This window comes from Ruegeria sp. CDSA033 (assembly GCF_059612305.1).
The window spans coordinates 140,047-155,765 of the sequence record NZ_JBXWQI010000008.1 but is presented as its reverse complement, the minus strand read 5'-3'; the positions used below and the strand labels follow the sequence as shown (position 1 = coordinate 155,765).

The window sequence follows — 15,719 nt, the reverse complement described above, 5'->3', positions numbered from 1 at the left end:
TTGAATTGGTCGTAGACCAAGAAGGGGCAGTGTCCTTCCCCCAAACACCAACGCAAAGGGGGCCCCAAAGGCCCCCCCCTTTTCAATTTGGTTAAGTACGCCGGATCAATTCGGGATCAGATCCGGAACAATGGTCACGATCGACGGGAAGAACCACAGGATCGCAATCCCGACCACCTGAATGATCACGAACGGGATGATCCCACGATAAATATGGCCTGTTGTGACCTCTTTGGGTGCAACACCCCTGAGGTAGAACAGCGCAAACCCAAACGGCGGCGTAAGGAACGACGTCTGAAGGTTCACCGCCACCATGATCGTCACCCATTTCGGATCGAACGAGCCACCATAAATCACCGGTCCCACGATGGGGATCACGATGTAGATGATCTCAAGGAAATCCAGCACGAAGCCCAGAATGAACAGCACCAGCATCACGATCAGGAAGACCGTGAACTCGTTGTCAAAGCTGCGCAGGAACTGCTGAATATAGTGCTCACCCCCGAACGAGATTACCACCAGGTTCAGCAGTTGCGATCCGATCAGGATGGTGAACACCATCGAGGTCACCTTGGCCGTCTCGCGCACCACCGGCGTCAGAACACCGCTGGTGAACAGAACCCAGCACCCAAACAACAGACCGAATAGGGCATACAGATAAGCACCGTAAGCAATTATGAAGGCGACCCAGGTCTCAAAGTTCACATTGCTCTGATTGATGCGCAGATCAAAGTTCACGCCCATCAGCAGCGCAATGATCACGGCAAAAGTGGCCCAGATGATCACCTTGCCGGAACGCTCCTGATCCTGCAGCTTGCGATAGGCTGCCAGCATGATCGCTCCGCCCGCCCCAAGTGCTGCCGCTGGTGTTGGGTTGGTCACACCGCCCAGAATTGATCCTAGCACCGCGATAATCAGAACCAATGGCGGGAAGACCACCCGGATCAAATCATTCGTGGCACACCGGGCTGCCGCCTCCTTGCAGCCGTACATTGCCAAGGCAAAGGGCAAAGCCAGAAGGACGAAGGTCAATCCCGAAGACGTTGTTGGTGCAATCAACAGAACATCAACCAGCAACATCAACAGCAGACCGATAGCGCCCAAAATCAACGGCTGCGTCGGTTTGGACGGCGCAATGCCGCGGCCCATGACCAGTGTCAGACCCAGCAGAACCACAATCACCGCAACACCAGTACCAATCGGCGCCGCAGCGGCGATCTTGGCCTCGCGCGCCTCGACCAGCGCCTCTTCGCTCAGTCGTTCGGCGTTGGCGACACCACCTGCGGCGTCAATCGTTTCCTGCTCGGATACGGCCTGATCCCAGGCGGATTGTCCGTGCAGCTCGATCATCGACACCTTGCACTGCTCGGAAACATTGGTGCGCAGCGACGCGCCCGCACCGATGTCTGAAAATGCCGAGACGTTGATGTTCTGGCTGCCAATGACCCCCGAGCTGCCCAGCAGGACTGCGCCAACGATCAGGGCGACAGGTGCACCAAGCAACCAAGTCAGGCCTTCACTGCGCGTGATCGGCTCACCACTTCCGCCGGACATTGGAACTGCCGGTGCTTTCTCAGGGTTCAACAGTGCATAGCCAAAGGCATAAAGCGCATAGAGCAACGCCAGCATGATCCCCGGCAACAAGGCGGCCTGGAACAGCGTCCCGACCGATACCACAGCCGGTTCCCCCAGATAGGTCAGCGCATCGGTACAGCCTGCGTCCTGAGCGCGTGTTTCCTGCGCAGTTGAATAGAGATCACCCGCCAAGGTGCCCAACAGAACGATCACGATGGACGGCGGAATGATCTGCCCCAACGTGCCCGATGCCGCAATCACACCCGTCGCCAGTTCAGGCGAGTAGTTGTTGCGCAACATGGTCGGCAGCGCCAGCAGGCCCATGGTTACCACGGTCGCACCAACAATACCGGTCGAGGCCGCCAGGAATGCACCCACGACCACGATCGACACGGCCAGACCACCCGGCAGCGGTCCAAAGACGCGCGCCATTGTTGTCAGCAGATCGTTCGCGATCTTTGAGCGTTCCAGCGTGATGCCCATCAGAACGAACATCAGGACGGCCAGCAGGGTCTCAATAGACTGCCCCGCTAGAACGCGTTCGTTCATGCGGTTCACGATGAACGAGACATTGCGGTCCAGCGCGGTTTCCCAGCCTTGCACAAAGACCGGCTCGGCGATCCTTGGTAAGTCCGGGAAGCGGAACACCGACACCGTGTCCGGTTTGACGCCCGAATTCACAAGGTCTCGGTATGCTTGGGAACTGGTATCAATTGCCTGGTGTATTAACAGACCGGCACTGTCCAGCGCGGCGATGATCCCGAATGAGATGATACCGGCCCCACCGATGGCAAAAGCCACCGGGAACCCGGAAAGGATGCCCCCGAAGAGGCAGAAGAATACGATAATGAGGCCTATCTCGACGCCATCAAGTCCGAATAACATAGTCTGGGTCTCCGTCCCTAATGTGCGCCTTCGTAGGCTTCTTCACCCTCGCCAAGGCTGTCCTTGTCGAGATATTTTCCAACGCTGTCCGGCCCTTCCACGTATTCCAGATACGAGCGGTACAGGAATGCGATCGCGTGCAGGAATACCATCGCGGCAAAGGCCACGAGCAGTATCTTGAACAGGAAGTATCCGTTGAACCCATTTGGGCTGAACCCGATGGTTTCAATGTTCCAGCGCAGCGCGCGGGATTTCATCACCAAACGATCCAGCGTGTCACTGGCCGACGGTTTCGGCACGATCAGGTGCCGCCACATGAAGTACCAGCCATACATCCAGGTCAGCACCGCCATTGGCATCATGAAGAAAACCGCACCCAACATGTCGACCACGCGTTTGGCGCGGTGGCTGATACCGGCATAGATAAGGTCAACTCGCACATGACCACCTTGCACGAATGTGTATGTGCAGCACAGGCAGACGACCATCGCGTTATAGAGTTTCAGCTCTTCCGCGAACCAGCTGATATCCATCTGAAACGGAATACCCAGTCCAAACGACATATCCGGGCGGGTAAACACACGTTGCATGAACACGATGACGATCTGCTGAATGACCATCAACAAACCGGCCCAGGCAAAGAAACGCCCGGTGGTGTTGGCGAACCCTTCCAGGCCTCGCACCATGCCCCACATGAAATTCCGGTAGTACAGCCCGATGGCTGTCAGAACCAGGAAGATGGTGAAAACCACAAAGAAGAACTCGACCGATCCACCGTAATAGACAAAGCGCATGATCGCTTCTTTGTCCGACCAGTTCAGCCAGAGTTGCGGATGCGTGATGGCGTATCCGAAATTATAGAAGGCTTCGGCAATGTTTTGAACGAACCACACAAGTCCGTTCCACAGGGCGCCGAAGAACGAGATACCGTTTTCGTCCTGCATGTTGTCCCCAGGTCGTATCAGTTGCACTGCTGATTATAGCGGTTTGATGGGTCCGCGCATACGCAACAGAGAAAGGTTTCCCCGCGAAAGCGGGGAAACCAATTGATCGTTTGGAAAACGTTTAGCCGCGAACGCGGTTACGCTGCGTTGTGTAAACGCCCGACGACAGGTCCAGCCAACCAGCCGACGATGCCGACGACGCCATGGCGCTGTCGTGGATTTTCTTGAACAGCTCGTCGCCCATGTTTTCGTCCAGCACTTCTTGGCTGGCCTGACCGAATGCATCCCAAACGCTGTCCGGGAATTCCATGACCTTGACGCCACCTGATTGCAGGCGCTGCAGAGCGGCACCGTTGTTGGCCAGGAATTGTGCCAGGTTCCACTGGTGTGCTTCGGCAGCGGCAATCTCGATGATCTTCTGCTGAGCGGGTGTCAGGCTGTCGAACACGTCGCGGTTGGTTGCCAGCGACAGGCCTGCGTTCGGCTCGTGGAAACCGGCGGTGTAGTAAACCTTGGTGATTTCCTGGAAACCGGCTTTTTCGTCAGCCCACGGACCGATCCACTCGGTACCGTCGATCGCGCCGGACGACAGCGCCTGATACACTTCCGAACCCGGAATGTTCTGCACGGACGCGCCCAGTTTACCCAGAGCTTGGCCACCCAGACCGGGCATACGGAATTTCAGACCTTGGAAGTCTTCTGGACCGTTGATCTCTTTCGAGTACCAGCCACCCGCCTGCGCGCCGGTGTTACCTGCCAGGAACGACTTCAGACCAAATATCTGGCCCAGCTCGTCATGCAGCTCCATGCCGCCGTCCTGATAGTACCAGTTCACCATTTCCTGAGCGGTCATGCCGAACGGAACAGCGGTGAAGAAGGCATAGCCCGGGTGCTGGCCAACAAAGTAGTAGTCCGCCGCGTGATACATGTCGGCCTGACCCGACGAAACCGCGTCAAAGACTTCGAATGCGCCAACCAATTCACCGGCAGCCTTGATGTCAACGGTCAGGTTGCCGTCCGACATCGCAGTGATGCTGTCAGCGCAACGCTGTGCGCTGTCGAAAACACCCGCCAGGCCGCGACCCCACGAGGTTACCATGGTCAGCGTGCGCTTACCCTGCGCATATGCCGGTGCCGCCAGCGTGGTGGCTGCAGCTGCCGAGCCGCCCAGAGCAGATGTTTTTAGAAATGAACGACGATCCATATGAGTGTTCCTCCCCTACATATTCAAAACCCGGGCAATTGCCGGGCGTAGTCGTTTTCAGTGCGCGTCAGCCTAATGACCAAGATGTGAATGTGAATACCTAGTACTACGTAGGGGATCGCGTTTTTGATGTTTTCCCGGGTGCAAACCGTGACAAATGCAAAATAATTCTGCGCGCCGGCCCTCTCATATGCGCCAATTCACCAAAAATTTTGCAATTTGTCGCCTGCTTGCGTATCGATTCGCCTATGAGGGGATTCCGTAATCTGATTTCACTGACCTACGGCCAGAAATTGTCGCTTGTGGCGGCGATCCCTCTGGTCGTCGCAGTGGCCGCGATTGCGTTCTTCGTGGTTCATGAATCCCGGGCAACCGCCGAACGTGAAATTGAAGCGCTTGAGCGGCGACTGATTGAAGCCAAGAAAGAAGAACTTAAGAACTATGTCACGCAGGCTCGAAACGGGTTTGCCTATATCTATGGGCGCGCATCGACTGAAGACAAGGTGGCACAGAACCTTGTGACACAAATCCTGTCAGCGATGATCTACGGCAAGGACGGGTTCTTTTTCGTCTATGACTATGACGGCAACAACCTTGTCAGTCCGCGCCAGACCGAATTCATCAACCAAAACTGGGTGGGTCTGACCGACAGTGATGGCACCCCCATCGTGGACGAGTTCATCCGGCTAGCCCGCCAGGGTGCGGGCTGGCACAGTTTCATGTGGCAGAAACCCTCGACCGGGGAAGAAGCGCAAATGATCGCCTATGTGGTCGGCCTGCAGGATTGGCGGTGGGCTGTCGGCACAGGAGTTTTCATCGACGACATCGTCGCGACAGTCGCCAACGCGCGGGCCGAGGTCGAGGCCCGAGTGCAACGGACTTTCTCGTATATAGGCGCAATTGTTCTTGCCGCGGTGTTGGTTGTCTTCACCTCGGGCATGTTGCTGAACGTCCGCGAGCGCCGCTTGGCAGATGCTAAACTCAAGGAACTGACGCAGCGGGTTTTTGATGCGCAAGAGGAAGAGCGTGGGCGCGTGGCGCGCGAATTGCATGACGGTATCAGCCAGATCCTCGTCGGTGTCCGCTATGCGCTGGACAATGCCCGCCGTCGCCTGTCTCGCGGTGACGAAACCGGGGCGCAGGCACCTCTGGAAAAGGGCATCGACAATCTGGGCGCTGCCATTACCGAGGTCCGCCGCATAAGCCGCGACTTGCGGCCCGGCGTGCTGGACGATCTGGGCCTCGGCCCTGCCCTCAAGGCGCTGACCGACGATTTCTGCGAACGCACCGGGATCGAAACCGAATTCTCGACTGTGGTGTTCCGCAACCGGCTGGATCAGGACAGCAAGATCGCCCTCTACCGCATCGCCCAAGAGGCGCTGACCAATATTGAGCGTCATTCCGGGGCGACCCGTGTTACAATTGATCTGCGCGGCCACAAGAAAGGCGCGACAATGCGAATTACCGATAATGGCCGCGGGTTGCGCACCACACCAGACCCCGCCAACCCCGGTATCGGCCTGCGCAACATGCAGGAACGCATCGAACAGCTTGACGGATCGCTGCGCATTCTGTCATCACGCGCCCCACGCAGCGGCACAGTGATCGAGGTCAGCCTGCCTCTGAGCCACATGCTGCCGCCGCAAGAGGACGCAACGCCTAACCGAAAGGCTGGTACATGAGCGATCAGACAATCCGGGTTCTTATCGTTGACGACCACCCCATGGTCGCCGAAGGGATTCAGTCGATCCTTGAAAGCTATGATGAGATCGAGGTGGTCGGCACCTTGGGCAGCGGGCAAGAGGCCGTTGATCAGGCGACCGGTCTTGCGCCCGATGTGATCCTGATGGATCTGAACATGCCCGGTCTAGGCGGGCTCAGCGCGACCGAGATCATTCTGGAACGCCTACCCCGGACACGCATTCTGATCCTGTCCATGCATGACAGCCCCGAATACATATCGACCGCGCTCAGCCACGGCGCCAGCGGATACGTTCTCAAGGACGTGCCGACGGATGAGATCAAACAGGCCATCGACGCCGTTATGCGTGGTGAGCAGTACCTGTGCACCGGGGCCAGCGGATCGCTTCAGCCCAAAGGCGATAGCGCCCGCGAGGCGCTGACCGGGCGCGAACAGACAATTCTGTTGGAACTGGCGCAGGGCAAATCCAACAAGGAAGTCGCCGCAGCGCTGGATATCTCGGTTCGAACCGTTGAAACGCACCGCAAGAACATCCGGCGCAAACTTGGGATTTCATCCACCGCCGGCCTGACCCGCTATGCGCTTGAACATGGCGTACTGCAAGGCACAAGCCCCGGCTTCTGATCCCGCAGCGCGGAATGCGCTGCCTGGCCCAACTGGAGGACGTGCGCCGAAGGCGCATCGACGACGAGCGGGAGCTTTTTAACTCAAGATTTTGCTCGCAAACCTTCGCCAAAAAACACCAGTGTTCCGTCCTCATCCAGAACGTGAAACTCGCGTTGTTGATACGGCTGATCAAACGGCGGACGCACGCGCCCCTCTGGTAAATCAGCTAACCCTGCCTTGAGGGTTTCATACAGATCATCAATCCCGGCCACATCGATGTAAAAGGACTGATCATCCCCCAAGGCACGACCATCATCGCGCGGCGGGCATTCAAGCAAGCGAATGGCGACCTTGCCACGCGACAGGAAGGCGTAATTGTCCTGCCTGAAACCGCAGGTAAATCCCAACCGATCACAATAGAAATCAATCTGCTTTTGCAGTGACGAACACAGAACAAATGGCGTGAGCTGTAGCAATTCCGGCATATGCCCCTCCGACAGTAGCTCCTGCTCTCGATTGTAACCCGCGACCGGTTAATCCAACAACTGATCCTTGCGCAATCCAGCACGCTGGTGATGATGCGGCAGAACCCGCCCATAAAGTTGCCTGGTGCGTTCAACCCCACCACACATGCCTTCGGCTTCGACAAAAGAAAAGATACCGACATATCGGCTGCGCGCCCCTTGGACCGGGGCGACCCGGTGCAATGCGTATCTGCCCTTGAATATCTGCAGGTCTCCGGGCCGCAGCTCCAACGTCCTGACCAGCGCCCGGTTTCCATCCAGCACCGAGGCCACGGATGAGAAATTCTCGTCCTCGGCGCTGCGGAGGTTCGGCACGTATTCAAAGGCGCCACCCGTCTCGCCATTCTGGATGGCCAGTGTCACGGTGTAGTTGTTGGTATCAAAATGCCAGGGAAAGCCCTGCCCTTCCTCGACCACGTTGACAATCACATCCGCCAGCGGGTCGTCATAGCGAAAGAACCGATCCTCCGGCTCATCCAGCCCATCGCGTATGAACGGCAAAAAGCCCTCGAATTCATAGATTCGGCGCAGCGGACCCGATTTGGGAAAGTTATCCGCCGGAACGAAGGCGTTCGACCGGTCATAGAATCTGCGTATTGGGTGGTTCAGATCCAACCGAGGATCATCCTGTGAAAAATAAGCGTTGGTGCGGTTGAAAGACCGATGCGCCATTTCGGCTACGGCATCCGCCTCTTTCAATAGCTGCGCCAAACCTTCGGCGTGGATAAAACCGGGCAAAACGGCACAACCGTCCTGATCCAACTCGCGGCGCAGATCACCGATCAGTCGTTCATATGCGTGCGAGTCCGGGCAATCGATCGGATACCGCCCCAGATCAACCAGATCATGGATCATCCTCCGCCTCCCTTCTTTGTTCGGTCACTCTCAGGGTGCCGCAGTCAAAACTGCTCATCATGCTTGTTTCGGACATCGCGATGCCGCTTTTTGACTACCCTCAAGGCAGAAATCTGGAGATCAAAGGGGGTATTTTTCCTGAATATTCCCTGCATGCGTCAATCTGCGCAATAAAATGTCGTAGAATTCACCCCCAGAGTTACAAAATTGGTGCAAAAGCCTGTTGACGCCCCTTGCCCCGGCTCATAATGTCCCTGCACGCAAAGAAGGAGCCTTTGGCGATGAGAACGCTAGTCGTAATCGTAGGAACCACGCGCATGGGCCGGTAACGGTAAACCATAATCGAACCCATGCGCCTCCGAAAATCTCGGGGGCTTTTTTTATGCTAAACGCAAGACACATGTCGCGAACGGAGCAAAGCAGATGACACGTGAGATGACCGGCGCAAAGATGGTAGTTCAAGCCCTCAAGGATCAGGGCGTGGACACGGTATTCGGATACCCCGGCGGTGCTGTGCTACCGATTTATGATGAGATTTTTCTGCAAAACGATATTCGTCACATTCTGGTGCGGCATGAACAAGGCGCGGTGCACGCGGCCGAAGGCTATGCCCGCTCGACCGGCAAGCCCGGCGTTGCCCTTGTGACCTCTGGCCCCGGCGCGACAAATGCCGTGACTGGTCTGACAGATGCGCTGCTGGATTCGATCCCGATTGTGGTTCTGACCGGACAGGTTCCGACGTTCATGATCGGCTCGGACGCGTTCCAAGAGGCTGATACCGTTGGCATCACCCGCCCCTGCACCAAGCATAACTGGCTGGTCAAGGATACGGACTCGCTGTCCGACACGATGCACGAGGCATTCCATGTCGCCACCTCGGGCCGCCCTGGTCCGGTTCTTGTCGATATCCCCAAGGACGTTCAGTTCGCAACCGGTGACTATAGCGCTCCAAAGCCCTCGACCTCGCACTACCAACCGATAGTGAAGGGTGATTTGGAGGAGATCACCGAACTGGTCGCCGCAATTGAGACCGCCAAGAAGCCCGTCTTTTACACCGGCGGCGGCGTCATCAATTCCGGCACAGCGGCCAGCCAATTGCTGCGCGAACTGGTTGATGCGACCGGCTTCCCGATCACCTCGACCCTGATGGGCCTTGGCGCATACCCGGCGTCCGGTAAGAACTGGCTGGGAATGTTGGGTATGCATGGTCTCTATGAGGCCAATCTGGCGATGCATGACTGCGACCTGATGATCAACATCGGCGCGCGGTTCGATGACCGGATCACCGGGCGGATCGACGCGTTCTCGCCCAACTCGAAAAAGGCCCATATCGACATCGACCCGTCCTCGATCAACAAGGTGATCCGCGTGGACATCCCGATTGTCGGCGATGTTGCACATGTGCTGGAGGATATCCTGAAAGTTTGGAAAGCGCGTGGCCGCAAGACAGATGAGGCGTCGGTTGCCAAGTGGCAAGATCAGATCACCGAATGGCGCAAAGTGAACTGTCTGGCCTACACCAACAGCGAAAAGACTATCAAACCGCAATACGCGCTTGAACGGCTGGAAGAGCTGACCAAAAAGCACGACCGTTACATCACCACCGAGGTCGGTCAGCACCAGATGTGGGCCGCGCAGTATCTGGGGTTCGAAGATCCGAACCGCTGGATGACGTCGGGCGGATTGGGCACGATGGGCTATGGCTTCCCGGCCTCCATCGGTGTGCAGATGGCGCACCCTGACGCGCTGGTCATCAACGTCGCGGGCGAAGCCTCCTGGCTGATGAACATGCAGGAAATGGGCACCGCCGCACAGTATCGCCTGCCGGTGAAACAGTTCATTCTAAACAATGAACGCCTTGGCATGGTGCGTCAGTGGCAAGAACTGCTGCATGGCGAGCGGTACTCGCATTCCTGGTCCGAGGCCCTGCCCGATTTCGTCAAACTCGCCGAGGCATTTGGTGCCAAGGGTATCCTGTGTTCCGATCCGGCCGATCTGGATGACGCCATCATGGAGATGATCAACTATGACGGTCCGGTGATCTTTGACTGTCTGGTCGAAAAGCACGAGAACTGCTTCCCCATGATCCCGTCGGGCAAGGCACACAACGAAATGCTGTTGGGCGAGGCCGAGACGCAGGGCGTGATCGATTCCAAAGGCTCGGTTCTGGTCTGACACAATTCGACGGATTTTGTCGGGTGCACTGGCACCCGACCATCACAGGATTATGAAAGGGACATAAATGTCTGCCCTACATATCAAAAAAGGTGCAACGCGCCATTCCGCTTATAACCTACGCCCCACGTTCTCGGACGTGCAGGAGCGTCACACGATTGCGGTTCTGGTTGAAAACGAACCGGGTGTTTTGGCCCGCGTGATCGGACTGTTTTCGGGCCGGGGTTACAACATCGAAAGCCTGACCGTCGCCGAGGTGGATCACACTGGCCACCTAAGCCGCATCACCATCGTCACCACCGGCACCCCTCAGGTGATCGAGCAGATCAAAGCCCAATTGGGCCGTATCGTTCCGGTGCACGAGGTTCACGACCTGACTGTCGAAGGCCCCTCGGTCGAGCGGGAACTGGCGATCATCAAAGTTGTCGGCGCGGGCGACAAGCGGGTCGAGGCGCTGCGTCTGGCCGATATCTTTCGCGCCAGCGTCGTCGATAGCACGTTGAATTCGTTCATTTTTGAACTCACCGGTGCCCCGGACAAAATCGACGCCTTTGCCGATCTGATGCGTCCGCTGGGCCTTGTCGAGATTGCACGCACCGGCGTGGCCGCCCTGCTGCGCGGCGACTGACTTTTTCGCCTCGCCCCCCCTTGGGTACCTGGGCGAGGCGCAGTCCCAGGACATGTTCAAACAATACCGCTGTATGTTGCTTGTGAGCATGACCGCCCAAAAAGATCATACAAATTGACGTAAAGCCTATTGCGTTTGCCTGCCCCGCCGTTAACTTCGGGGGCGTAGCGTGGTGTTGGGATGCGCCAGCTGGGGTTACCAGTACGATTGTGAATGCATGCACGGCCAAAAAGGTCGGGTGCGTCGCGCTTTTTGAAATGACACTCTGGAACCTGGGACAGAAATGACCATGAGTATCCGCAGTCCTGATGAATTGCGCCGGATGTTCGGCGACAATCTGCGGCAATTGTCGCGGCAATATTCGTCCGTGTCCGAGCTGTGCCGTCAACTGGGCATCAACAGGACCCAATTCAACAGATATCTGGCGGGCGAAAGCTTTCCCCGCCCCGATGTACTGGATCGCATGTGCCGGTTTTTCGAGGTCGACGCTCGTATCCTGTTGCGGCCTCTGGACGAAATTGAAACGCCACCGGAACATCCGGCGGCTTCGGCCCTGACTGAATTCCTGGGGTCCGGCCCCTCAACGCTAACCGAAAACCTGCTTCCGGCGGGCTTTTATTATGCGACGGAAACGGGACTGGACGGATCTCCTGCGACCAGACACCGGCTTATCCACACGCGCCGTTTGCCGCAATGCACGCTGGTGCGCAGCTATGAGCCCGAAAATGAGGGGATACCTGCCGACACCACCAGACGTGAAGTACAGGGCATCGCGGCTTGCGCCGGGCGGCAGATTTTTATCCTTATGTCCAGCCGCGCGGCCCAAAACAGCCGTATCTACCTTGTAACGCGCGGCGCTGAAGAAAATTCCGAGCGGTGGCGCGGGATTGCAATTTGCCTGTCCAAATCCAACGCTCAGGCAACCACAATGCGCCGGATTTCGCTGAACTATCTGGGCACTCAGGCAAAGGCCGCCCTGCCTGCGGCGCGCGCTGCAAAGCGGCTCAAGCAAAGCGCTGCATAGGCTCTTCAGGCGTCTATCCCGGCCCCTGCCAGAGTGATCAGACGATACAGGTGCCAACTGGCATGCCCGAGCAACGGCAAGACGATCAACAACCCCAAAAACCACGGAATCATGGCCACAAACGTCACAACGGCCACGAACACGCCCCACCCCAGCATGATCTTCGGGTTCGACCGGACATAGCTGAAACTGGCAATCATCGCGGTCACGAAGTCCAGTTCCCGGTCCAGCAACATCGGGATCGAAAGGACGGTGATCATGTATAGAATAAGCGCGAAAATGGCCCCCACGACGCTGCCGACGGCCAGCATAGTCAGGCCATTGGGCGTCATAAAGACCTCAAGCGAACTGGAGACGTTGGTCATGGTCGACAGCCCCATGAACAACGCAAAGATCATATGACCCAGGAAAAACCAGAACAGGAAAATCACCACGATAATCGCGCAGATGGATGGCAATTGACGGCGGCTCTGCTGCAGGACAACGCCGAAAACCTCGTTGAAATCCAAAGGTTCACCCTGTTCTAGCCGGTGTGACACCTCATACAACCCTACTGCCGCAAAAGGGCCGAGCAATGGGAAGCCAATGGTGGCCAGCACCAGCCAGAATGACGTCTGCGTCTGCACCGTGACCCACGCCATGGCCAGGCCAGCCAACACATAGAACCCACCGAACAACAGTCCAAAAACAGGTGCTCGACGAAAATCAGCCCAGGCACGGCGCAACGCCTCGCGCAGCATTCTGGTATCCACAGGTCCCATATCCGGAACCCCAAAGGGTTTTTCCATGCTCTGTTTTTCCTCCTGTTTCCGGCGCTCTCCTCAAGCCGGTCGGTTTTGTGGCCACCCGGTCGCGTCGTGATACGCGGCCCCGATTGACAATATATCCGCATCCGCGCCGCGTGGGCCAAAGACCTGCATGCCCATCGGCAACCCTCCTGCCCCAAACCCCACCGGCACCGACAGACACGGCAAGCCAATCAAGCTGACTGGAATCATGACCTGCATCCAGCGGTGATAGGTATCCATGCTATTACCGGCAATCTCAGTGGGATACGGAAGCTCAAGTTCAAACGGCCAGACCTGAGTCGACGGCAGGATCAACGCATCAAATCCTTCGAACAGTTCAGTCGCGCGCCGGAACCAATCCGATCGTACAACACTCGCCTGATGCACCTGCATCGCCGTCAAGGCTTGCCCCTGGTCAAGTTCCCATTGCGCCGTGTCCTTCAACTGCGCCCGCTGTTCAGACTGCGGGGCCAGACCTGCCGCCACGCTCCAGGATCGTAAGGTCGACCAGCTTTCGAATATGCGTTCCGCATCAAAGGGCGGCGCAACAGCTTCAACCTGCGCCCCTTGCTGTGCGAAAACAGACAGCGCATCCCGGCACAGGTCCAAAATACCATCCTCAAACGGCATCGCCCCACCCCAGTCGCCCAGCCAACCGATCCGCATACCGGACAGATCGGCCGCCTGAACCGGGGACACTGCAGCATTGTGCGAGGTTGCAGGATGCCGCGGGTCAGGTCCGGAAATCACGTCCAACATCACACCCAGATCTTCCGGAGCTCGTGCCATCGGGCCAAGCGTGGACAACTGGTGAAGGAATACGTCGCCCACTGGTTCAGGCGGCACACGTCCCCAACTTGGGCGAAACCCATAGACATTGTTCCAGGCCGCTGGATTACGCAGACTGCCCATCATGTCAGAGCCATCCGCCAGCGCCACCATCCCGGTGGCCAGCGCAACAGCTGCCCCGCCCGATGATCCACCACATGTCTTAGAGCGATCATATGGGTTACGTGTGGCGCCATAAACGGGATTGAACGTGTGCGAGCCCAAGCCGAACTCTGGCGTATTTGTTTTACCGATCAGGATTGCGCCGGCCGCCCGCATTCGTGCGGCTATCAGATCGTCCTGTTCGGGTACATGATCGCGATACAGCGGTGATCCCTGCGACGACACCACTCCGGCGACATTCACCAGATCTTTGACCGCGATCGGCAGCCCATGCAACGGGCCTGTCACTGGTCCCGCATCCAGCGCACGCGCCTCGGCCATCAGCGCCTCTTCATCGCGCAGCGCAACAATCGCATTCAGAGGCGGGTTGACCGCGGCAATGCGATCCAAGGTTTCACGCATCAGATCAGCGGCTAAGAGACGCCGGGCCGAAAGCGCCGCCAACAAGGCAGTTGCGGTTGTCTGACTTAAATCCATCCGGGACCCATCGCATTCAGTGTTACCAAGTCGCGATCAGCCTAGCGAGGCCGCAACCCCATTTAAACCCGTGTTTTACATATATCTTTTACCATGCACACCGCAGTGCACGGATCAGCTACATCTGGCCAAAAACATCCCGGGGGAGTCTCCGCCTGCGGAGACGGGGGCAGCGCCCCCTTGCGGCGTCTCAGCCGTCGCCTTGTGCCTCGGAGCGGCTCTTGCCCGCCACATCCATCGCAAGGGTGGCAGCCATGAACCCATCCAGGTCGCCATCCAGTACACCTTTGGTGTCGGATGTCTCATGGTTGGTGCGCAGATCCTTGACCATCTGATAGGGCTGCAAAACATAAGACCGGATCTGGTTGCCCCAGCCCGCATCACCTTTGGCCTCATGTGCCGCGTTGATGTCCGCGTTGCGACGGTCCAATTCCTGCTGATACAGGCGCGATTTCAGGGCCTTCATGGCAATATCGCGGTTCTGGTGTTGCGACTTCTCAGAACTGGTCACGACGATCCCTGTCGGAATGTGCGTAATTCGAACCGCCGAGTCCGTGGTGTTCACGTGCTGACCACCCGCGCCCGAAGACCGATATGTGTCGATGCGAATTTCGGACGGGTTCACCTCAATCTCGATATTGTCGTCGACCACCGGATAGACCCAGACCGAGCTGAACGAAGTGTGCCGCTTGGCTGCCGAGTCAAATGGCGAAATGCGCACCAGACGATGCACGCCGCTTTCGGATTTCAGCCATCCATAGGCGTTGTGACCCGAAATCTTGTAGGCGGCGGATTTGATGCCAGCCTCTTCGCCCGCAGTCTCGGACTGCAGCTCGACAGTGTACCCCTTCTTCTCAGCCCAGCGGACATACATCCGCGCCAGCATCGAGGCCCAGTCACAGCTTTCGGTGCCACCGGCACCCGAGTTGATTTCAAGGAACGTGTCATTGCCGTCGGCCTCGCCGTCCAGCAGCGCCTCAAGCTCCTTCTTGGCGGCCTTCGCCCCCAATTTCTGAATGGCGTCTTCGGCGTCGGTGACGACCTCTTCGTCCTCTTCCATCTCACCAAGTTCGATCAGCTCGATATTGTCGCTTAGATCGGTCTTGATGGATTCGTAGGTCTCAATGGCATCCACCAACATCTGACGCTCGCGCATCAGTTTCTGCGCGTTCTCGGGGTTGTCCCACAGGTTGGGATCTTCGACCCGCGCGTTGAATTCCTCAAGACGATGAGGAGCGGTCTCATAGTCCATGCGCTGCGCCAGCAGCTCCAGCGACTTTTCGATTTCCGCCACGGTGTTCTGGGTTTCGGCGCGCATGGTATTGTCCCAACTTGCTCAATCAGGCCTGCGTGATAGCAAGAGGCGCGGGCCACCACAAGA

13 protein-coding genes are annotated in these 15,719 nt (G+C 57.6%); 5 read left to right on the top strand and 8 right to left on the bottom strand.

The window, feature by feature from the left end:
* Positions 1–105 precede the first annotated feature (105 nt).
* From AC2FLA_RS12675 to AC2FLA_RS12665, 3 genes are all read right to left on the bottom strand, one after another.
* Positions 106–2,460 carry a TRAP transporter large permease subunit gene (locus AC2FLA_RS12675; RefSeq protein ID WP_109311367.1) on the bottom strand — a complete coding sequence of 785 codons (2,355 nt, stop codon included), beginning with the start codon at positions 2,458–2,460 and terminating at the stop codon, positions 106–108.
* A gap of 17 nt (positions 2,461–2,477) precedes the next feature.
* Positions 2,478–3,404 (bottom strand): TRAP transporter small permease subunit, encoded by a 927-nt coding sequence (locus AC2FLA_RS12670; RefSeq protein WP_496722605.1) that lies wholly within the window; start codon positions 3,402–3,404, stop codon positions 2,478–2,480.
* Positions 3,405–3,525: 121 nt separating this feature from the next.
* Positions 3,526–4,608, bottom strand: coding sequence for a TRAP transporter substrate-binding protein (locus tag AC2FLA_RS12665; RefSeq protein ID WP_496722604.1), 1,083 nt, complete (start codon positions 4,606–4,608; stop codon positions 3,526–3,528).
* Between the two features lie 248 nt (positions 4,609–4,856).
* Here AC2FLA_RS12665 and AC2FLA_RS12660 point away from each other — a divergent pair, with 248 nt between their 5' ends.
* On the top strand, positions 4,857–6,290 hold the full coding sequence (locus AC2FLA_RS12660) for a cache domain-containing protein (protein ID WP_496722602.1): 1,434 nt from the start codon (positions 4,857–4,859) through the stop codon (positions 6,288–6,290).
* Positions 6,287–6,934, top strand: a complete 648-nt coding sequence (locus tag AC2FLA_RS12655; RefSeq protein WP_496722600.1) for a response regulator transcription factor — start codon at positions 6,287–6,289, stop codon at positions 6,932–6,934. The genes AC2FLA_RS12660 and AC2FLA_RS12655 overlap by 4 nt, the downstream gene beginning before the upstream one ends.
* Positions 6,935–7,017: 83 nt before the next feature.
* On the opposite strand, the gene AC2FLA_RS12650 is transcribed toward AC2FLA_RS12655, so the two are convergent.
* Both AC2FLA_RS12650 and AC2FLA_RS12645 read right to left on the bottom strand, forming a co-directional pair.
* Positions 7,018–7,401: a bleomycin resistance protein gene (locus AC2FLA_RS12650; protein ID WP_282120498.1), complete on the bottom strand. Its 384-nt coding sequence runs from the start codon at positions 7,399–7,401 to the stop codon at positions 7,018–7,020.
* Positions 7,402–7,449: 48 nt separating this feature from the next.
* Positions 7,450–8,295, bottom strand: coding sequence for a HalD/BesD family halogenase (locus tag AC2FLA_RS12645; protein ID WP_496722598.1), 846 nt, complete (start codon positions 8,293–8,295; stop codon positions 7,450–7,452).
* 423 nt (positions 8,296–8,718) lie between these two features.
* Between AC2FLA_RS12645 and AC2FLA_RS12640 the strand changes: the two genes are divergently transcribed.
* From AC2FLA_RS12640 to AC2FLA_RS12630, 3 genes are all read left to right on the top strand, one after another.
* The gene (locus AC2FLA_RS12640) at positions 8,719–10,470 is read left to right on the top strand and encodes an acetolactate synthase 3 large subunit (RefSeq protein WP_058274261.1); all 1,752 of its coding nucleotides are present in this window, start codon (positions 8,719–8,721) and stop codon (positions 10,468–10,470) included.
* A gap of 67 nt (positions 10,471–10,537) precedes the next feature.
* Positions 10,538–11,098 carry an acetolactate synthase small subunit gene (ilvN, locus tag AC2FLA_RS12635; RefSeq protein ID WP_108860398.1) on the top strand — a complete coding sequence of 187 codons (561 nt, stop codon included), beginning with the start codon at positions 10,538–10,540 and terminating at the stop codon, positions 11,096–11,098.
* Between the two features lie 283 nt (positions 11,099–11,381).
* Positions 11,382–12,122: a helix-turn-helix domain-containing protein gene (locus AC2FLA_RS12630; protein ID WP_496722595.1), complete on the top strand. Its 741-nt coding sequence runs from the start codon at positions 11,382–11,384 to the stop codon at positions 12,120–12,122.
* Positions 12,123–12,127: 5 nt separating this feature from the next.
* On the opposite strand, the gene AC2FLA_RS12625 is transcribed toward AC2FLA_RS12630, so the two are convergent.
* From AC2FLA_RS12625 to prfB, 3 genes are all read right to left on the bottom strand, one after another.
* Complete coding sequence (locus tag AC2FLA_RS12625; RefSeq protein WP_496722593.1) at positions 12,128–12,910, bottom strand: DUF2189 domain-containing protein; 783 nt, start codon at positions 12,908–12,910, stop codon at positions 12,128–12,130.
* A 33-nt stretch (positions 12,911–12,943) separates the two neighbouring features.
* Positions 12,944–14,338: an amidase gene (locus AC2FLA_RS12620; RefSeq protein ID WP_496722592.1), complete on the bottom strand. Its 1,395-nt coding sequence runs from the start codon at positions 14,336–14,338 to the stop codon at positions 12,944–12,946.
* Positions 14,339–14,528: 190 nt separating this feature from the next.
* Complete coding sequence (gene prfB, locus AC2FLA_RS12615; protein WP_058277539.1) at positions 14,529–15,656, bottom strand: peptide chain release factor 2; 1,128 nt, start codon at positions 15,654–15,656, stop codon at positions 14,529–14,531.
* Positions 15,657–15,719 lie beyond the last annotated feature (63 nt).